The organism is Blautia schinkii (genome assembly GCF_013304825.1).
Classification (GTDB): Bacteria; Bacillota; Clostridia; order Lachnospirales; family Lachnospiraceae; genus Blautia_A; species Blautia_A schinkii_B.
In genome coordinates this window covers 1-18,930 of the sequence record NZ_JAAWUO010000006.1, presented here as the reverse complement: position 1 = coordinate 18,930, position 18,930 = coordinate 1, and the positions used below count along the sequence as shown (strand labels likewise).

General features: G+C 39.8%; 18 protein-coding genes and 1 pseudogene. 3 read left to right on the top strand and 16 right to left on the bottom strand.

Annotation, left to right across the window (positions count from 1 at the left end; all coding sequences use genetic code 11):
- Window positions 1–89: 89 nt before the first annotated feature.
- From HFM85_RS06085 to HFM85_RS06055, 7 genes are all read right to left on the bottom strand, one after another.
- On the bottom strand, window positions 90–1,814 hold the full coding sequence (locus HFM85_RS06085) for a hypothetical protein (protein WP_015541718.1): 1,725 nt from the start codon (window positions 1,812–1,814) through the stop codon (window positions 90–92).
- A gap of 27 nt (window positions 1,815–1,841) precedes the next feature.
- Window positions 1,842–3,518, bottom strand: coding sequence for an RNA-binding domain-containing protein (locus tag HFM85_RS06080; protein ID WP_117593511.1), 1,677 nt, complete (start codon window positions 3,516–3,518; stop codon window positions 1,842–1,844).
- A gap of 128 nt (window positions 3,519–3,646) precedes the next feature.
- The gene (locus HFM85_RS06075) at window positions 3,647–3,823 is read right to left on the bottom strand and encodes a hypothetical protein (RefSeq protein ID WP_171030313.1); all 177 of its coding nucleotides are present in this window, start codon (window positions 3,821–3,823) and stop codon (window positions 3,647–3,649) included.
- A 307-nt stretch (window positions 3,824–4,130) separates the two neighbouring features.
- Window positions 4,131–5,480 (bottom strand): virulence-associated E family protein, encoded by a 1,350-nt coding sequence (locus HFM85_RS06070; protein ID WP_008707132.1) that lies wholly within the window; start codon window positions 5,478–5,480, stop codon window positions 4,131–4,133.
- Window positions 5,389–6,093 carry a CHC2 zinc finger domain-containing protein gene (locus HFM85_RS06065; RefSeq protein WP_008707134.1) on the bottom strand — a complete coding sequence of 235 codons (705 nt, stop codon included), beginning with the start codon at window positions 6,091–6,093 and terminating at the stop codon, window positions 5,389–5,391. Before HFM85_RS06065 ends, HFM85_RS06070 begins: the two co-directional genes overlap by 92 nt.
- Window positions 6,094–6,114: 21 nt before the next feature.
- A complete protein-coding gene (locus HFM85_RS06060; RefSeq protein WP_008707136.1) occupies window positions 6,115–7,353 on the bottom strand; it encodes a hypothetical protein in 1,239 nt (412 codons plus the stop codon).
- Window positions 7,354–7,533: 180 nt separating this feature from the next.
- On the bottom strand, window positions 7,534–7,758 hold the full coding sequence (locus HFM85_RS06055) for a helix-turn-helix domain-containing protein (protein WP_008707138.1): 225 nt from the start codon (window positions 7,756–7,758) through the stop codon (window positions 7,534–7,536).
- Between the two features lie 316 nt (window positions 7,759–8,074).
- On the opposite strand from HFM85_RS06055, the gene HFM85_RS06050 reads away from it, so the two are divergent.
- Window positions 8,075–9,118 (top strand): DUF6076 domain-containing protein, encoded by a 1,044-nt coding sequence (locus tag HFM85_RS06050; protein WP_025577902.1) that lies wholly within the window; start codon window positions 8,075–8,077, stop codon window positions 9,116–9,118.
- A 30-nt stretch (window positions 9,119–9,148) separates the two neighbouring features.
- Here the strand turns inward: HFM85_RS06050 and HFM85_RS06045 are convergent, their stop codons facing one another.
- The 9 genes and pseudogenes from HFM85_RS06045 to HFM85_RS06005 all read right to left on the bottom strand — a co-directional run bounded on the left by HFM85_RS06045 (window position 9,149) and on the right by HFM85_RS06005 (window position 16,284).
- Window positions 9,149–9,580, bottom strand: coding sequence for a winged helix-turn-helix domain-containing protein (locus tag HFM85_RS06045; RefSeq protein ID WP_020993285.1), 432 nt, complete (start codon window positions 9,578–9,580; stop codon window positions 9,149–9,151).
- A gap of 30 nt (window positions 9,581–9,610) precedes the next feature.
- Window positions 9,611–11,659, bottom strand: coding sequence for a M56 family metallopeptidase (locus HFM85_RS06040; RefSeq protein WP_243119273.1), 2,049 nt, complete (start codon window positions 11,657–11,659; stop codon window positions 9,611–9,613).
- Window positions 11,646–11,969, bottom strand: a complete 324-nt coding sequence (locus HFM85_RS06035; protein WP_044951768.1) for a BlaI/MecI/CopY family transcriptional regulator — start codon at window positions 11,967–11,969, stop codon at window positions 11,646–11,648. The genes HFM85_RS06040 and HFM85_RS06035 overlap by 14 nt, the downstream gene beginning before the upstream one ends.
- Before the next feature lie 175 nt (window positions 11,970–12,144).
- Entirely contained in the window at window positions 12,145–12,522 is a 378-nt protein-coding gene (locus HFM85_RS06030) for a TnpV protein (RefSeq protein WP_008707145.1), read from the bottom strand.
- A gap of 58 nt (window positions 12,523–12,580) precedes the next feature.
- Window positions 12,581–12,703 (bottom strand): annotated as a pseudogene (locus HFM85_RS06025) (sporulation transcriptional regulator SpoIIID); the annotation flags it as partial.
- Window positions 12,704–12,811: 108 nt separating this feature from the next.
- A complete protein-coding gene (locus tag HFM85_RS06020) occupies window positions 12,812–13,492 on the bottom strand; it encodes a TMEM165/GDT1 family protein (RefSeq protein WP_173739070.1) in 681 nt (226 codons plus the stop codon).
- 229 nt (window positions 13,493–13,721) lie between these two features.
- A complete protein-coding gene (locus HFM85_RS06015) occupies window positions 13,722–14,696 on the bottom strand; it encodes a TPM domain-containing protein (protein ID WP_173739071.1) in 975 nt (324 codons plus the stop codon).
- Entirely contained in the window at window positions 14,693–15,259 is a 567-nt protein-coding gene (locus HFM85_RS06010; protein WP_173739072.1) for a LemA family protein, read from the bottom strand. Before HFM85_RS06010 ends, HFM85_RS06015 begins: the two co-directional genes overlap by 4 nt.
- Window positions 15,260–15,339: 80 nt before the next feature.
- Window positions 15,340–16,284: a ketopantoate reductase family protein gene (locus tag HFM85_RS06005; RefSeq protein WP_173739073.1), complete on the bottom strand. Its 945-nt coding sequence runs from the start codon at window positions 16,282–16,284 to the stop codon at window positions 15,340–15,342.
- A 194-nt stretch (window positions 16,285–16,478) separates the two neighbouring features.
- Here HFM85_RS06005 and HFM85_RS06000 point away from each other — a divergent pair, with 194 nt between their 5' ends.
- Both HFM85_RS06000 and HFM85_RS05995 read left to right on the top strand, forming a co-directional pair.
- Window positions 16,479–17,567: a pyridoxal phosphate-dependent aminotransferase gene (locus HFM85_RS06000; protein WP_173739074.1), complete on the top strand. Its 1,089-nt coding sequence runs from the start codon at window positions 16,479–16,481 to the stop codon at window positions 17,565–17,567.
- 182 nt (window positions 17,568–17,749) lie between these two features.
- Complete coding sequence (locus tag HFM85_RS05995) at window positions 17,750–18,877, top strand: CDP-glycerol glycerophosphotransferase family protein (protein WP_173739075.1); 1,128 nt, start codon at window positions 17,750–17,752, stop codon at window positions 18,875–18,877.
- The last annotated feature ends 53 nt before the right edge of the window (window positions 18,878–18,930 follow it).

Sequence of the window (18,930 nt, the reverse complement as noted above, 5' to 3'; positions counted from 1 at the left end):
TTCTGTTACAACTTTATTGTACCATCTAAAATATAATTGTAAATAGCAAAATAAGGAATACCCTTTCTTCAGAATATTCCTTATATGCATTACTCTTCGATAAAAAAATTTTCTAACAATAGCATAATGGATTGTTCATCAACATTACCTGGTTCTTTTAAATTTTTTTTCTTTTTATTCAATAACAAATATGTATCTGTAAAAACATCTTGTATCGTCCCAAGGCATTTATCTTTTGCTAATTTAACCATCAACTCAAGAATTACACGATCCACATAGATATGCAAATGTTCTCCTAACATTTGTATTCGTTTATGGCTTTCCCCTGCATGAACAATAGCATTTCTAAGCCTATATAAGCGATAAAGATGCCATTCAATTCTTTGACAATACTTTTCGGAAAGATGCCATAATTTTTCGCGATTTTCTCTTTGCTCATATAAGTTATATATTTTATAACGTATATTGGGATAATACTTAAGCTCATTCGCAAAATAATCTTCTCGATATTTCTCATATTTTTCAAGAAATATAAAGCCTGCGATTTTACAAATCTCTTTATCGAATTCTGTTATATCTTTAAGCAACAAACTTACTTTTCGATTACCTAAATTATTTTTCAAATCGTCAAGTATATTAGAAAATATGCATTCGAAATAGTCATTTTGTAGAATGGAAACTATATTATCAGTAACGCTTTCAATTTTGGATTTTGAACTATCTGTAACACTTGCAACCTCCAACGCTGACCACAAATTAAGAAATGCATCATTTAAGTCTTGTTGATTTAATGCCGCATTATGCAAATCAACAATCTTATTAAGCTGAGAATAAGTTTCCTTTCCTTTTTCTTGGCATCCCAAAACAATTGTATCTATTTCAGTTTTAAAATTTTCTCGTGGCTCAGGCTTGATACTTTTATACCCAAACGCTTTTACGGGAAGAATTATTCCCTCTTGGGTATCTTGTCGAATTACCAATCCGTTTTTACCTATTACACTGATATTATCATTCAAAAAAACTTCTAAATATCTCAAAAAAATTTCTAATGCAGAATACGCTCGTTTCATTGCTGAATAATTATCATATGCCTTTGTTTCCATAACCCCTATAAAGGACTTTTGCTTTCTTTTAATCTGTTTAAAGCAACCATCATCTTCAAACGAAATATGCAATCTTTCATTTAACAACTTTTGATATGGCTTTAATTTTTCATAAAAAACAAAGTACACTTTGTATTTACCAATTTCAAAATCAAACCTATTCAAAAAAATCTGTGCTTTTTTTTCTGGATCATTTATACTTTCCTCAAATATATTTCTCAGGAATCTATATATATATTCCGATGAATATCCATGCCATAGCAAAAAAGCAAGCCAAGCACGAAGTCCTTTTTCAATTTCTGTTTTACGGTTTGATTCCGACAAATTTTCTTTCAAGTATTTACAACATATTTCATAGTACTTTTTCTTTGGTATCTTATTGAATATATAATGTACCGCTGTTCTTTGATCTTTATCTAAAAATTTTGCCATCTCTTCAATAACTTCATATTTATACAACTCTCGAACAATAACGTCTGTCATTAAACTCGACTTAATCTCTTTTGCAATTATATCTAATTGATATTGCTTAATACTCCCTTTCACCACATCTTTTTCAGTATCAACATATTCTTCTAATAATGTTTGTGTATTATGAACAGGCGCTTTAACAATATCATCTGAATAATGAAACAACATTTCTTGTAGTCTTTGAACAAAAAATAAATATCCATCCTTAGTAGATGTCCAATCTTGTGTAATATATTTCATTTTTCATCCCCCTCGCATTTTTGTAAATCAATCATTTTTTATCAAGTACCACTTTGCATACCTATTAGTTCCTGTTGTAACAACAATTCCATCCTTTTTCATTGCCTGTAACAAATTAGAAACCTTCTTCGATTTCTGTTCATCGCTAAGTACTTCTGGCAATGCTTTTTCCAGTACTTCCATTAAATCTCTTTTGCTGGCTTCTCCCATTGACTGAAGTGCTTTTATAATTAACTGCTTGCAAATATCATCATCTAACCCTTTATTTCGAACATAAGCAGCTTTCTGTCCGACAATATCTGCCACCTTGAAAGATACAAAAACATTAGGATAACGTCCTTCCACAAGACCTTTTTTCTTCAAATCCTTAAAGCTTTCTTTAGAAACTACTTCCTGTTTCTGAACTTTATCCAACAAAAATACAGTTCTCATATCTAAATCTTCATTGGAATATAAAAGCTGAGTATAATTCTTATCCAATATCTTTCCGTACACAGTCACTGTAACTCTATTAATTGTGTTCAAATCATATGTCGGCAATGGGAAGCATTTATCACGCTGTATCTGATACATCATTGGTATTCCCATTGAATTTGTATCAATCATATACAGATTTACCATTGCGTTACACAAAAACACATTTCGATAATACGGTGGTTTATATCCCGGTTCCAGTGCTTGTTCAATAGTTTCTGGTATAAAAGCCCCCTCATTGATAAATACCAGTCTGTCCTCAAATTCCTCTACGTTGATTTTTCCACGCAAGCGATAGTCCTGATGAGCAATACAGTTATTAATAATCTCTTTGATCAGCTCTGGTTCATATTGATCTACTTCATCCGGAAACAAAGTCTGCTGTCCGGCAATATAACGATACTTTACATTTCTGATCCTGGAATATACCTTATCCACTGCCATTAACATCGGTATATCAAAATGTTCATAAGCTTTTACCGAATTATCTGCATTATAAAGTGTCCAGGTAATTCTAGGAATAAAGCCATCAAAGAAATATTTAGCCTCACTTTTTCCTAATAACAATAATGCCGTTCTGGTGATTTTTCCTTTTATTGTAATACCAGCTTTATTTAAAACCTCAATATCAGACAGTTTCTTTAAAACTTCCTGTGCTTTTTTTCGATCACTCTGACGTTTTGAGAAAAGTTCTCTTGCTCTTTTAATCGCTTCTTCATCCAAGTCTTCTATCGTTGCATCTTCTACAATTTCTTTTGACCAATCCATTCCTATTTGACTTCTAAGTAGATCTACTTTATTCATCGGAAGCGGTGATATAGATTCATGCTCTCTGGCATACGCTGCCCCTTGCCATGTTGTCGGAATCCCCCTAATAGCTGGAGGAATTTGAAATGCTATCACTCGACATTTTTCCATTGTCAGTTCGTATATCTCCAGAAATGTCAATCGTTCATTGGTTCCATTTACGATTTCCTTTTTCAAACTTTGCAGACTTCCCTGTTTCCGAAATTCCGTTCCTACATATCGTTTATCATCCGAAATTCCGAAAATCAGCCACGCCTCCTGTAATCCCCGAAGATTTGCTTCATTGCTAAGTGCAGAAAAATATTTACCAATGTCATTAAACGAATAATTTGTGCGTGCTTCTTTAAATTCTACAACTTCATTTTCAAAAGATTCTATCATGCGAACAATCTTTTCTTTTAATTGGCTATCCGTATATATCATATTCTTCCGCCTTTCAAAATTTTCTATGACTAAATTCTATGACTAATCTATGACTTTCTAGAACTAATTTTAACTGATTTTCAGACAGAACACAAGCAATAGCAAAAAAATAAAAGGCATCCCACGCGCTACGCAGGACACCCTCCATCATGTTTTGGTTCATTGGGAAGCTCATCCGCTGCTTCTTGTATTGCCTGTTCCACCTTACTTGCATTTGCTTCAATCAATATCTTTAACAGATAGTCGGCGGTTACTTCCGCAGTGTTTGGATTATGGAATCGATAATTAAGTTTTCTCTTTTTCATAGCGGAATTTCCACCTCCTCCCGTATGTCTTTGTCCATAACTATGAAAATGTTTTTTGAAATAGTCCTGCCAAATGCCATTCCTGTTCAACTTAAATAGATGCCGGTCAAAGGGGCATCCCTGTTGTAAACCACCGCTGTAAACAAACTCCAAAAAATCTAATTCTTTTTGTTTTTTCAGTTTTCTTTCCTCAATACCAAATTACTCTTATATATCTGTTTACTGTTTACAAATTCTACAAGTCAAAGCAATATCCATAGAAAAAAGTGTAAACAACACGCCAACTACCGTAAACCTGACTGGCATTTTACTGGAAAGGTAACTCCACCTGCCGGGCTTCCTTCTCAGTAATCGGATGCCAGTCATTTTCATTTTTTAAGTCTTTTGCGTCTCGTTTACAGTTTTCGTTTACACATACCCACGAACGCTGTGTACCGTAATCCTTGAATCTTGTCATCGTCCCCTGTTTCCAACCCACAATGCTTGTATTCATGATTTCACAGATGCGGTCTGTCTCCGCCTTCTTCGGCTTTACATAAGGATTGTCCAGTGCCTCTTTAAAAAGCATCAATGAACAGACTTTTCTGTCTTCATGTTCATCCAGCCATGCCTGTATCATTCCGGCTTCCGTATCATCCGCCATGAACTCCTGCCGCAGTTTATCAAGCTGTGTTTCTGTTTCCTTTGAAAACGCCAGTTTAAAATTTCCATTACGGTACAACATCATTGCTTCCGCCCACACCTGATCAATATACTGTCTGGATTCCTTCTCATTTTCGAGGATATGAACCTCCATCTCTGCCCGGTTCGTCTGAACCGGAACGAATCTTCGATTTCCGGTACGGTCAAACGGCAGGAATCGCTTAATATTGGATGTTCCTCCAAATACACATTGCCTCGGACGATCAAGAGCATATACTGCATAAGAATCCCGATAAGTCTCTTTCTGCCTGCTCAGAAAGCTCTTTGTTTCCTCAATACTCTTAGAGCGTGCCGTTGCGACCATTTCAGACATTTCAATCATCCAATGACCACGAAGCTGACAATAAACTTTTTCCGAATCCAGTTTGCCGATGTCATCAGTGAACCAGTCATCCTTTACTGCCATGAAACGAAAAAATGTAGATTTTCCCACGCCCTGACCCCCGACCAGACAGAGCATATATTCAAACTTAATTCCGGGGCGGAACGCACGGGCAATAGCTCCCAGCAAAAACATTTTCATACTTTCATAGGTCAACTCATCCACAGGTGCACCAAGAAAATGATGCAGCACATAGCGGATACGTTCCTGCCCATCCCATTGCAGACTGTTCAAATAATCCCGGACAGGGTGATATTTGTTCCGATCTGCCTGATGGACAATACTTTTCTGCACAATCTTATCCATCGTCAGACCGTAAGTCTCTTCCAAATAAAGCATAATATAGTTCAAATCCATATCTGTGAATGCCGGGCTTATCCGTTCCCACCACACGGGTTTTACAATGTCTGTCTGCTCAGTCAAAATATTGTGCCGGAATACATCTTTTAACAGAGGATCATGTTCTAAAATTAGCTTACAGTTATGCCGATTGTTTTTCACAGCACCCTTCTGTGTCATTTCCAGTTGTTCTCTGATTTCCTCTACTGTCAACTCCGTTTCCATTATATCCATTACTTCGCACAATTCCTGTCGTGTCTGTGGTGATAAAGTCTGAAATTCTCTGTTCAATCGCTGTCACCTCCTTCCCATGAGCCACCACTACGGCAACTCGTTCTTCTAATGTGCCTGATAATAATGTATCCAACAGGTACTCTGTTTCTGATATTTTTTCCAATGCCTCCATAAACAGCGGATGCCAGACATCTTCCACCTGTTTCGGAGCACACTCTTCTTTCCACTGTTTCAACAAATGCAGGTAATCTGCCAGTGCACGGAAATATCTATTTTCTGCCTGCAGATACCTCTGTTCCTGTGTTAGCTGTCGTTTGATTTGTTTTCTCTGTGGCGGGCTGTGCCCCATGTTCTCATAATGTATAGAAAAATCTCTTGCCAATTTCTCTGCCGCCTCTTTTGGTTTTAAATTGTACAAGTGTGCCGTAAAATCAATCACATCCCCATCTGCCTGACATCCGAAACAATGAAAACGCCTGTCCACTTTCATGCTTGGATTCTTGTCACGGTGAAATGGACAGACCGCCATTCCATTCTTGTTTACCCGTATTCCATAGCTTTCTGCAGCCTGCCGGGTAGTCACAGACTGTTTAACTGCTTCAAATATATTCATCCTTTTCCTCTTTTCTTTACATCACAACTCCATATCGTTCCTTCCCAATTTAGTTCTTCCTTCGTGTTCCCATCGCTCTCGGTTCTCCTGTTCCGCAGTAATTTTTGCTTTTGCCAGCCTATCCAGAATGGAACTTCTGGCTTTTTTCTTAATCTGTTCGGTATTCACCTTTTTGACTTCCGGTTTTATCAGCGTGGTCTGGATTGTTTTAACTGCTGTCTGCATAGCTTTTGTAATTTTGGTAATTACTCCGTCCAATCGACTTACAGCATAAGTTCTTTCTTTTTGGGAAGCCTTGCGCTCAGGGGAAAGCACCCACGCCTTTGACTGTTCTACCAGACGAATGTCTTCTTTATGGGTTTCCACTCTGACCTCATCCGTCACAACCTCCACAGCTTTGTCGTAAGCAATATCTGAAACTTCATCGATCAAAGCTTCTACTTCTTCAATTTTCAAAGTAAGTGTATCCAGTATTTCTGTCTGGTTTTTCATCTGTTCCTTTTGCTTAAACAGGATATAATCCTGCTTTTCAAGATAATCTCGCCCTCCATAAGACGGTTCTTCTTCCAGATGCAACCCGTATTTTCGAGTTATATCAAAAAGCATTGTCCGGCAAATAGCATCAAAAGTCTGCTTTCGATTATTATTGCGGCCTTTAGGTTTATCCGGTTTTGGAAGTGCAATCCCTAATTCTTCCAGTGCTTTTTCCTGCTGGGGACAGATTTCCCCGTACTTATTCTCACAATCAAAAACATGACGTTCATGAATGTGCGGCGTTCCTTCGTCCAAATGCAGTGCCCAGTCCAGAATATGGACATGAGAACCGAACCGATTTGTGAACTGCTTTGTAAAGTCCTGTACGACCGCAAGTAATATTTCATAGGAAACAGATTCTTCTACTGTTCCTATTTGAAAAATAGTTTCCTCTGGACAGGTTTTATTGTTCTTTAGTAAATCTTCCACAGATCGGTTACGCTCTGTATGACGGGTTCTTGCATTTCTTTCATTCTGCGCTTCTATATATTTTCCATAATGTTCCTGATAAAAAGTACATTCAATTTTCTCAAAACTGATATCCTGAGAATCTTCTTCCCTGTTCTGCATTGTGGTATAGCCACGGTAACAGTCCCAGTAAATATTTTCTCTGACTCTTCCAGCATCAATATGTTCACTGTTTTCCAAGTCGAAACGGCGATCATTATGCCTGGGATTATAAGTGCCATTTTTCCCGGAGCGTCCATTGTGTCTTGTTGCTTTCAATAATTTTCTTGCCCTCCTTTTTCACGTTTTTCCAAATTAAATAAGGCAGCGAAGCTGCAAACCTGCGTGAATTTGCGTCAGGTAATACCCAGTATGAGTAGACGCACGCATCAACTCACTGGGCAATGGCTGCCGCCCTTAACCTGCACAAAAGACTTCGCTCTCCGCTCTGCTCCAGATTTAGTTACTATTCTCCGGCACCCTTCCATTCCCCTTTGCCATCCATTCGAAAAAAGCAATTTTACTAACCTTAATTAATCTGCCGCTTCGAAATGCCGGAAAACCGGGTGTATGAACCAGTTCATAAGCCGTTACTCTGGAAATCCCCATAATCCGCTGAATATCAGCCACATCCAGTACAAGAGGCAGTTCATCATAATTGTTTAATCTCTTATTTTCACTCATGTTGTTCCTCCATTTTTGATCTCATTTTTTTAGCTTCTCATTGCCGTTTTCTCTTTCCTGTTTCCTGAGTCATACTGCTGTCAAGGCATACAACACGTCATCCATTCGGATGCGCTCACTTCTTTTATCGAAGGTCATGGCGGTTTATCTCAGGTTAGACGGTCATAAAGTTGTCAAAGTACACTGCATAGTACGAAATTACCATTCAATCGTATCTTATCAATCTCATCTTGACTTTTCAATACTTTCGCGATACCATAAATGTAACTAATATTATATTTTTTAAAATTACCATACAAAACAGGAGCAAATAGAAATGGCTTATCAATTTATAAGGCAAGAACCTTGCTACGACCACATCCTCTTCGTTCTGGCATTGGATAGAGACAAAATGAAGGAGCGAATTTTAATCGGAACGGAACAGCAAATCCGTTTTCGACTGGACGGAAATAAAGATAACGATGTCATATATGATATAACACGTCCTCTAGGACGTTTTCTGATAGATTTTGAATATGATAAAGAAAAGAACTGGAATATATATGGACTTGCTCCCCTACGTGATGCATTGCACACTAACCGTTGGAAACAGCCTGCACTGGAACAGACTGCTGGTGATTTTCTGGCAAAAAAATATCTCACCGGTGATCCGGTGAGAATGTATGCTACATTCCGTATTTGGAATGAATATCTTGTTACAAGGGAATATCGTGACCGTAATACTGCCTGTGATCGTTTTATAGAAAAAATCCAAATTTTGACTCAGGCATTCCAAACAGAAAATGTCATGAATTTTAATTCTGATACCGGAAAACCAGAACGTTTTCATACTGGCAGTCTTTATTTCCGCAACACTCCTGCTGAAATCACTCGACTTGAACTTTGGTTTCCGGATAATAGGCGCAGAACAGAATGCGTAGCTGCCTATAGCTCTTTTTATCCGCTTATCACTTATTACTTGAATCGACTGAATGACTGGGGCCTTTGTTTCCGTCAGTGCAAAGTCTGTGGAAAATATTTTCTGGCAAAAAGCCAGCGTTATGAACTGTGCAGTGATAAGTGCCGTAAAGCACAGGCACTTCAAAACAAAAGGGAGTTTGATGAACGAGCCAGAGAAAATAACTATGATCTGCTTTATAAAAATGAATGCCAGAATTGGCGTAATAAAATCAATAAGTCCCAAAAAACTGCTAATTTTCCGATTGAACGCCTGGAAGAAATGAAAAATGCGTTTGACCTTTTTAAGAAAGAAGCTCTGCAGCGTAAGAAAGCTGTAAAGGCAGGAGCAACCAGTCCGACAGAATTCACAGACTGGTTGTATCAGCAGAGCAATATTATCTTAAAACTCAGCAAAATCTGAATCCATCCCTGTAAAGGAAAGGCAGCGAATTTACTCGCTGCCTGCCTTCTCATTGAACTTGTATCCTACACCCCAGACGGTTTGAATATATACCGGGTTACCCGGATCATCTTCTATTTTCTCACGAATATGACTGATATGGCTCATTACTATATTGTAATCGCCAAAATAGGATTCTTTCCAGACTATATCATAAATCTGTTCTTTACTAAATACTCTTCCTGGATTTTGTGCTAATAACTGCAGGATTTCAAACTCGGTGTAAGTTAATTCTATTTTTCTATTATCACGAACGACTTCTCTCCGTTTCAAATCAATCGCTATACCCTTATGCCATATTTTCGATTGAAATTGTATTTCCTGAAAAAGAAATTTCTCTCTGCCGGAATCTAACACAGAAATAACAGAATTTACCAAATCTTCCTCAGCTCCCTCGAATGATACCAGCAATATTTTTCCCACCTAATCGTCCTCGTTTCATTTAATACTAACTTAATGTTTCGCCTCTGAAGTATATCCATCAAATGTTTCCGCTTCCGGATTAAATTCAGTAAATAATTCCTGCATTCTATTTTTGCTTACTTTTTGAAAGCTGCTGATCTTTCCACTTTTGTCTCTCGTTACTTCAATGTACATAGTTCCGTTGCTGTTAGAAAAGATTCCCCTTCCCTCATCATATAAATCTGCTATAATCTTACCATTATAAACCCAGTTTCCTTGAGCATCACAAGATACTCCATAATCAGCATACTCCTGTGGAACAGCAATATTAAGACCTTTTCCCTCTTCACTGCTATATTCGCCCATGTCATCAGCCGCTATGTTCTCACTTCCTCCTTCTTCAAAAACAGATCCTTTCATTTCATCTGCAGTTACAGCTTCTCCGCCGGAACTTTCAACCAATACTGCCGGTTCTGACCAAAAATCATCTGATAACGGTTCTGCCTTTACGTCTGTGATGGTGCCATAGTTTTCCCTTTGCACTTCAACTCGAAGCGTACCTCCACGTTTGGAACTTATTGTATAAGTACCCGGCTTAAACTCATCCCGGAAATATCCAATGGTCTTTCCATCATACATCAGAAATCCTGTTTCTTTCTGGTAAGTTATTCCCGCTTTTGCATATTCAGAAAGCTGTTCTTCGCTGAATACATTTTCATTACTGTCTTTATTTTCGGTGACCGTTTCTGCTTCCTGCTTCGCATATTCTATATTTTCCGGAGAATATGCCATTGTAATTCCCACTGCATCATCAGATGATTTCGACAACTTCATCCCATCTTTTATTTTTTGAAGATTATCCTCATAAAGTGCAATCGTCTCATCTACCTTTTCCTGTGTCCATACAAACCATCCGTCGCCGCCTGTATAAGCTTTTTCACCAATCATAGACTGCAGAACTTCTTTTTCCTCGTCCAGCCATTTCGCATACTCTTCTGCTGTCCACCATTCCACATCCGAACTTGAAAGTGATTCATCTTCCCGGATATTCACTTCGTTTAAAGCAACTGTTGTTTCACCGTTTTCTTGCGCTGTCTCTGTCTTTTTCTCCAAGGATGATGCGGAAGTTGCAAATCCACCTGTCACGCAAATTACCAATACTGCACTTATAATTACTGCAAACTTAGATGTCTTCTTTATCTTCATAATTGCTCTTATCCTCTCTTCAATCGCATTTTTACTGAAACTGTTACATAATGGTGTCAGTCCGCTCTTTTTTTCTTCCATAGATATTAAAGCAGTTGCATATACCGACTTTATATCCATTCCAAATCTACGGACTACGGTTTCGTCACAGGATAATTCCAAATCTCTGTTAAAAAGAATATACATTACCCACACAAGAGGATTAAACCAATGAATGCATACTGCAGCAATCATTATCAGCTTTGTAAGCATATCAAGCCGTCTGATATGCACATATTCATGTTCCAACACATAACGAAGCTGATAAATATTTTTCCATTCTGTATTTTTCGGCATTAAAATAACTGGGCGAATCACACCATAAGAAAGTGGTGCAGCTATGGTTTCTGTCTGCCGGATGGATAGACTCCTTTTTAGTGGATGTTTTTCCTTCCATGCTTCCAAAATATCATTTTCAACAGGCAGCGAAAATCGAAATTCCCGATAACATTTTATATAGGAAACCGCAAAAAATCCAAAACAAAGTAACAGACCTGCCAGCCATATTACACTCAAAATCGAAATGGATTCTGTTCTCTGTACCATAGCCTCTGATAATCCATTTGCTATCTCAGGCATATTCCCATGAATGGGTAAAAATGTTGTCGTTTGCGCCGTTCTCACTGGGTTTATATCAGAATAAATACTCTGCAACAGAGAATAAATACTTGTGACTGATTTTATGGAAAATGGAACTAATAACCGTATTAATGCAATCCACCATAAAATCAAAAATGTTTTCTTCGGTAATCTGTTGATAAGCACAGCCCTTAATACCACAATAAGTAAAATAATAACCGTTCCCAGAAAACTCATTTGCAGCAGGCTCATATACATCACCTCATTCCAATTCACTGACGATCTGCTTCAGGTTCTTAATCTGCTCCATAGAAAGTTTTTTTCTGCCAAGAAGTGCCGCAAACAACTTGTCAACAGATCCATCATATATCTTATCAATAAGTTCATCTGTTTCCAGATCCTGTACCTGTTCTTTTGCTATAAGCGCATGGCACATAAATCCCGGTTCCGTTCGTTCAATCGCGCCTTTATTGATACACCGCTTAATCAATGTATACGTTGTGTTTTTATTCCAGCCGACTTCTCTGTTTAAAGTATCTGCAACATATTTCGCTGGCACGTCACCATCCTTCCACAGAACATCCATTACCTTTAATTCCGAATCAAAAAGTTTGATATTTTCCTCTGTCACTTGTTTCGCCTCCTATAAGACTACAGTAGTCTGTTCTTGTTTTCAGACTACCACAGTCTTATAACATTGTCAATCATTTTCTGTCGCTAGGAAAAGAAAAACAGCCAGCCTTTCGGCTGACTGCTCCATACTAAATATAAACCATTTCGTTCAGTACAATTTCTTCTGCTCTGTTTCTAATATTATTACACCGTTGTACCCAAAGCATAGCATCTTTCCGCTTCAATTCCTCCGTCACTCCCTCAGCCGCTTTCATCTGATCAACAATACACGTAAACCGTTCCTCCGCTTGTTCGTCCAAATCCTCCAGATAGCTCCAAAGTTTTCCGGTCAGCAGTAAACTGGAATATCTACCGTAGCACTGCTTTTTCAGATACTCCCTGTGCATTCGTCCCCACTTACCGATAGATCGCTTTTCCTCCGGCAGCTTCAAGTCTGGGATATAATAATCCCCGACAAGTACATAATCAATGCCATTCTCCGTAATTCTTGTTTTCAAATCCTTCATGGTTCGTTCCTCCTTGGTTTTTCTTATTCTATTACCCAAACGAACCGTTCTATATTATTACTTCCATATGTACCGTACTCTTACTGATTCCGAATTTCTTCGCCGCCTGCCTCACCGTAGCCTTTGTTTCTATAATATACCCTGCGATCTCAACTGCACGTTCCTCTATATAATCCTTCACTGTCAAGCCTCCGAAGACGCTTTTTTACAGTGTATGCCGGGGAATTTCGAGGTATGTCTTTACAAATGATTTCTATACATTTACGTATTACTTTATTACTATCCTTCTTTACACTTCAACCTTCTTACGCTTCTTATAAATCACAAGACAGACAATCACAAACACAACGGTAACAGTCACAGTCAACGGCAGGATTCTGGATGATTCCGCACCAAGCAGAAGGCCGAATCCCTGTCTCAGAGTCAGGATTCCGAAGATGGAAAAAATAAAAAATGCAACCGTATTGAGGATTCCTTCCGGTGCCTTGCTCTTCAAAAGATAACCAATAAGAAGCCCGATCACATCCGCAGCAAAAAGTCCCAGGGAACAGGCGAGCCATACAACAACAGCAGCACTTAATCCCTCATTTGCTCCAAAAGTGATCGCTGTGAGCTGTGTCTTATCGCCAAGCTCAGCAACAAAAAATGTACAGAACACAGAAAGCGGTGCGAACTTGATTTTTCGGTCCTTTACATTCTCTTCCTCATCATCGTCACTCTTTAAAGTAGTTGCTGCAAAAAACAGGAACGCCGCACCTGCGATCAGCCGGATCAGCCAGGTAGGAACTACTGTACTGACAAGACCACCTGCCAGAACTGCCAGTCCGTTAAGAACCAGGATTGCAACACCTGTTCCAAGCAGAATGTCTTTCAGTTTAAATTTGGAAGTCATCGCTACCAGCATCAGCTGTGTCTTATCACCCATTTCTGCAATAAACTGGGTAAAGAGCACCTTCATAAATAACAACATATCTCTTTTTCTCCTTTTCATATGTATCCGGTCAGAAGATATTTCTCATGACAAAAAAAGACCCACGTATACCTTATCTCCACAATAGAAATAAAATATACATGAGTCTCATTCTTTAAGATTTGCCAGGTGCGCACACCAGTATGTTGACAAACCACGTTTACACGCGAATTACTCCCTCACGGAATTAATTTTCGTCATTATAGCAAAGTTGAGAAATTTTGTCAATTCAGAAATCACGTCCTGCTCCGCCACCTCCGAAGCTTCCTCCGTCACCGGAATCTCCGCTGTCATAACTGCTGTCATAATCATAGTCATCGTTATTATCCGTACTGCTTCCACTACTGCTGCCTTTTCCGCCTCGGTTAAGTAACCAGCTAAGCGGAAACAGAGAATTAAACAAACGATGCAGAACTATCATCTTACTGAAATTTTTTTTCCAGTATTCCGACATATCCTTTCCCTGGATTTTCCAAAGAAGACCTTTCAAAAGTAATACGAGATTTACAAAAATAAATACAGGAATCGTAACAAACCCCAGATACGCCCCCGCCATGATCAGAACGATCAGTACTAATCCCAGGGCGATTTCCCACGGTTTTCCTTCATCCTCTTCATCTGCTTCTGCCTGTGTTTCCTTGTATTCCGGCACTGTCACTGCTTCCAGCCCATACTCATCACGAATTTCATTTAACAGTGCATAATAAAGCTGCACAGTACCTTTTTCAAAATTATCTTCTTTATAGGAAGGAACTGCATACTCATCCAGAAGCCGTCCTGTCTTCGCATCCGGCAGCTTTCCTTCCAGGCCATATCCGACAGCGATCCAAACTTTACGATCAGAAACGGAAAGTACAACCAGAACTCCATTATTCTTGTCTTTTGATCCAATTCCCCATTTACGTCCCACTTCAACTGCATAATCACTGATATCCTCCCCATCAGTGGAATCAACAGTAAGCACTACAAGCTGGGCAGTTGTATCATCATGAAGCTGTTTTCCTGCTTCACACAATGTCTCTTTCCAGGTATCACTGAAAACACCTGCATAATCATTCACATAAAATTCTTTCGTGGCAGACGGAATCTCACCGTAAACTGCCAGAACATTTCCGGACAGCATCATCACCAGAAACAGAAGTGCTGCCATCCATCTACGCATTTTTTTCATAGGCTGTTCCCCCATTGCAGTACAGCTTATCATTCAGCAAGCAGTTCTCCTACATCCGGGTTCTCACCGGCAGAAGCACTGGCCTCAAAATATGCCGCCTTTTCAAAACCCAAGGCTGAACCCAGAATATTTCCCGGAAATTTCACAAGCTTCGTATTATAGGTTTTCACAGCATCGTTATAATCTTTTCTTGCTACGGAAATACGATTCTCACTTCCGGACAGCTCATCCATAAGACTAACATAAGTTGTATCACTCTTCAGTTCCGGATAATTCTCCACTACAACTTTAAGGCCATTCAGTGCACTCTCCACCTGCTGATCTGCCTCCGCTTTCTCTTCTATAGTATATGCATCCATCAGCTGGCTGCGGGCTTCCAGAACCTTGTCAAAAACTTCCGTCTCATGTTTCGCATAACTCTTTACTGTGCTGACAAGATTCGGGATAAGATCTGCCCTGCGCTGCAGCATGGTATCCACATCAGCCTGTGCCGTCTCCACAGACTCCCTGCTTCCGGCCAGACCATTATAGCTGACAGCCAAGCCTCCCGCCAGTATAAGGATCACAATACCAATGATCGCGAGTATTTTCTTCATCGCTTCTTCCTCCTTCCGGTATACTACTTACATTGTACCAAACCCGCAAAAAATCCACCACAAAAAAGTCTGATTTTCCATCAGAACTTCTCAGCAATCTCCTTCAGTCCCTGATACATTTTTTCAGATAAAGGAATCTCCACGCCCAACCGTTTCGCCTCTTTCACAATATACCCGCTGAAAGTCTCCAGCTCTGTCTGTTTCTTACAGATTCGATAATCTCTCTGCAGAGAACTTGTGGCATTATCTGCATGCACGTGGCGGAATTTATGGATCACCTCATTGATATGCTCATCTGTCAAAGCCACACCCTTGGCACGTCCTACACTCGCAGCCTCCCACACAAGACTCTCATACTGCTGTGCTTTCACCTGATCACTTCGCAGTTCTCCGATGGTATTGTCATAAAAAGCAGTCATCACATTAAACGCGCAATTAAGGATATATTTCCGCCAGATCTCTACCTCAATATCCCCCTCATCTTTATAATCAATATCTGCACCTTTCAAGATCTTTGCAACTTCCGCAACTTTCTCCCGCTGCTTCTCATCCGCATTTTTGATCCCTATGCACAGCCATGTAAATGTATCCTGCTGAGAAATGGAAAAATCTTCATTTGCAAAAGCCACTGTATAGATCAGAGAGTCTACCACCGTTCCCTTTCCGATCAGGGCACGGATATTTTCTCCCGGATCAACACCATTCATTACCGGAATGATCACCGTATCATCCGTAACCATATCCCGGATACTCTCGCACACCTCTGCAAGAGAGTAATTTTTCACACAGATAAAAATATAATCCTGCTGTCCCATATCGCGGACTGTAACGACTCGTTCCGGTCTTGCAATGATCTCACCTTTATAATCACTGTGCAGCACAAGACCATTTTCCCGGATGCTCTCTGCTCTGGCTCCACGTGCCACCATTGTCACATGAGGATATGCTTTCGCCAGCATTCCTGCCACATATCCGCCAACACCGCCGATTCCGATCACTGCAATTCTTTTCTCTTCTGCCTTCATATCATCTGTCTCCTTTTCCCACGGATATCCTGTATTTCTGCGATTATAAAACCATTATCTCCATATAATTATTCATAATTTTATTTTATCAGATACAAAAGAAAATTACTATCCTGCCTTTTTTTGAAAAGCATTCTGGTGTATACTGGAATTAATTTTTGTAATGAAAAAATAACCAAATGAGGTGACAGCCAATGGATACAAAACCCGTTTTTCACGGAAGTGATATAGAAAAAATATGCAGCTACTATAATTTAAAAAAAGAGGACATCGTCAAATTTGGAGCCAACGTAAACCCTCTCGGATTATCTCCGAAAGCCAGCAAAGCAATTGCAGAACACGTTGATCTTCTTTCTTCCTATCCGGACAGAGAATACACTTCTCTTCGCAATACGATTTCCCGTTACTGCGGGATCCCGGCTGATTTTATACTTCCAGGAAACGGTTCCAGTGAACTGATCTCCCTTCTTATTGAAGAAAGAGCACCAAAGCACACTTTGATCCTTGGCCCGACCTACTCCGAATATTCCAGAGAACTCTCTTTCTCAGGAAGTACACAGGAATATTATCATCTTCAGGAGAATAATGATTTCGGGCCGGATATTCCGGATCTCTGCAAAAAGCTTACTCAGGGCTATGATTTTCTCATTCTCTGCAATCCCAACAATCCGACATCTTCTGCTATTTCACAGGAAGATCTCCGCAAGCTCATAAGCTTCTGTGCGGAAAAAAATATCTTCGTAATGATCGACGAAACTTACGTAGAATTCGCCCCTGATATCAGTGCCATCACAGCCGTTCCTCTTACACAGGAATTCACCAATCTCATGGTACTCCGCGGCGTATCGAAATTTTTTGCTGCTCCCGGAATGCGCCTTGGCTACGGCATCACCGGAAACATGGATTTCCTCTCAAAAATGCGTGAGAAACAGACACCATGGTCCTTAAACAGCATTGGTGCTTTTGCAGGAGAAATCATGCTTCAGGATGAAGAATACATCCGAAACACAAGAGAACTGATCCTGTCCGAACGTGTCAGAATAATCTCCGAATTAAAAAAAGTTCCAACTTACAAAGTCTATCCGGCTTATGCCAACTTCATCCTTCTCAGGATCCGGAAAGAAGGCCTGACCTCCTATGATGTTTTTGAGGCCTGCATCCGCCAAGGACTTATGATCCGTGACTGCTCCTCATTCCAGTGTCTTGACGGCGAATTTATCAGATTCTGTATTATGATGCCAAAGGACAATTCACGGCTTATAGATGTGCTGAAAGCCTTATGAAATCCGGCGTTGTGCTTCCATATAGGATATGTTATACTTCACAGGTATTATTAAATCAATGCAAAATATGGAAAACAGAAATAACTAACTTCTGAAACAATTATGTTATACTTTAACAGATATCGGCTATTCTATATCAGAGGAGCAATATAAATCAGAAACAGAAAACCGGAGGATATGTAATGATATTTTGGCTAAAACAAATAATAAAAATGCTTTTCCAGCAGCTTATTCTTCCGGCTGTTTATAATGTCCATGCCATGAAGCCGGTTATACCCGGAACCGTGATACTGGCTGATGCACATCACAGCGAGATTCCATTCAGCATGCTGGCCATCCGTGAGGAGCTTCTGACCCATCCGGAGCTTCAGATCACCGAAATGTACTGGAACAATAACTCCGATTCTCCTCTGAAGGTTTTTCAGAATATGACCTCTTTTATGAAAAAATATGCGTCCGCAGAAACAGTGCTCATATGTGACAATTTTCTGCCTGCAGCTTCCTGCAAAAAACGCAGCGAAACTCAGGTAATACAGCTTTGGCATGCATGTGGAGCCTTCAAAAAATTCGGTTATGACACGGATGCAGATATTCCATCCTACTATGTTGGCAATGTAATGGCCAACTGCAATATCGCCACTGTCAGCTCAGAAATCTGCGTGAAACCTTTTGCCAGTGCCATGAAACTTCCGGAGGATTGCATCCTCCCTGTAGGCGTCAGCCGGACGGACATGTACTTCAACAACAGTTTCAACCAGCACTGCCGCGAACAGTTTTTCCGGCAGCATCCTGAAGCACAGGACAAAAAAATCGTACTCTGGGCTCCTACTTTCCGCGGAAAACCTGGTTCTGCCCAGGTCTGCGGACTGGAAGATGTCCTCAAGGCGCAGGAACGCCTCAGAGATACTCATTACTTTATCATTAAACTGCATCCCCATTCCCAGCTTCATACACAGGGAACCAACTGCAGCATTCCTTCTGAGGAACTGCTCCCTGTTGCTGATGTAGTGATCACAGATTATTCTTCTATCCTTTTCGACGCAATGATCTACAAACTTCCGATCATTCTGTTTGCACCGGATCTTAAAGAATACGTGGACAACCGGGGATTTTATCTGGATTACTTTACACTGCCCGGCATACTTGTCCGCGACAGTGAACATATCGTTCAAACGCTGTCTGATGAAGCAGCTCTTGACGCTTCCATTGATCAGCATTATTTCGAATTTTTCGAACAGTATATGGCCGCCTGCGACGGACACTCCACACAGAGAATTATAGATTACATCACAAAACCCCAGAATAACTAGGAGGTTATTAACAGTTAAATATAAATTATAAAATCATATAAGTACATGTTGAG

Bases quoted from the DNA above. Each gene is read 5' to 3' on its own strand.
- HFM85_RS06005 (WP_173739073.1), bottom strand. From the start codon at position 16,284: ATGAAGGCAGAAGAGAAAAGAATTGCAGTGATCGGAATCGGCGGTGTT.
- HFM85_RS06075 (WP_171030313.1), bottom strand. From the start codon at position 3,823: ATGAAAAAGAGAAAACTTAATTATCGATTCCATAATCCAAACACTGCG.
- HFM85_RS05995 (WP_173739075.1), top strand. From the start codon at position 17,750: ATGATATTTTGGCTAAAACAAATAATAAAAATGCTTTTCCAGCAGCTT.
- HFM85_RS06070 (WP_008707132.1), bottom strand. From the start codon at position 5,480: ATGGATATAATGGAAACGGAGTTGACAGTAGAGGAAATCAGAGAACAA.
- HFM85_RS06015 (WP_173739071.1), bottom strand. From the start codon at position 14,696: ATGATAAGCTGTACTGCAATGGGGGAACAGCCTATGAAAAAAATGCGT.
- HFM85_RS06010 (WP_173739072.1), bottom strand. From the start codon at position 15,259: ATGAAGAAAATACTCGCGATCATTGGTATTGTGATCCTTATACTGGCG.
- HFM85_RS06085 (WP_015541718.1), bottom strand. From the start codon at position 1,814: ATGAAATATATTACACAAGATTGGACATCTACTAAGGATGGATATTTA.
- HFM85_RS06055 (WP_008707138.1), bottom strand. From the start codon at position 7,758: ATGAGTGAAAATAAGAGATTAAACAATTATGATGAACTGCCTCTTGTA.
- HFM85_RS06030 (WP_008707145.1), bottom strand. From the start codon at position 12,522: ATGAAGGATTTGAAAACAAGAATTACGGAGAATGGCATTGATTATGTA.
- HFM85_RS06050 (WP_025577902.1), top strand. From the start codon at position 8,075: ATGGCTTATCAATTTATAAGGCAAGAACCTTGCTACGACCACATCCTC.
- HFM85_RS06020 (WP_173739070.1), bottom strand. From the start codon at position 13,492: ATGTTGTTATTTATGAAGGTGCTCTTTACCCAGTTTATTGCAGAAATG.
- HFM85_RS06000 (WP_173739074.1), top strand. From the start codon at position 16,479: ATGGATACAAAACCCGTTTTTCACGGAAGTGATATAGAAAAAATATGC.
- HFM85_RS06065 (WP_008707134.1), bottom strand. From the start codon at position 6,093: ATGAATATATTTGAAGCAGTTAAACAGTCTGTGACTACCCGGCAGGCT.
- HFM85_RS06080 (WP_117593511.1), bottom strand. From the start codon at position 3,518: ATGATATATACGGATAGCCAATTAAAAGAAAAGATTGTTCGCATGATA.
- HFM85_RS06035 (WP_044951768.1), bottom strand. From the start codon at position 11,969: ATGGATGTTCTGTGGAAGGATGGTGACGTGCCAGCGAAATATGTTGCA.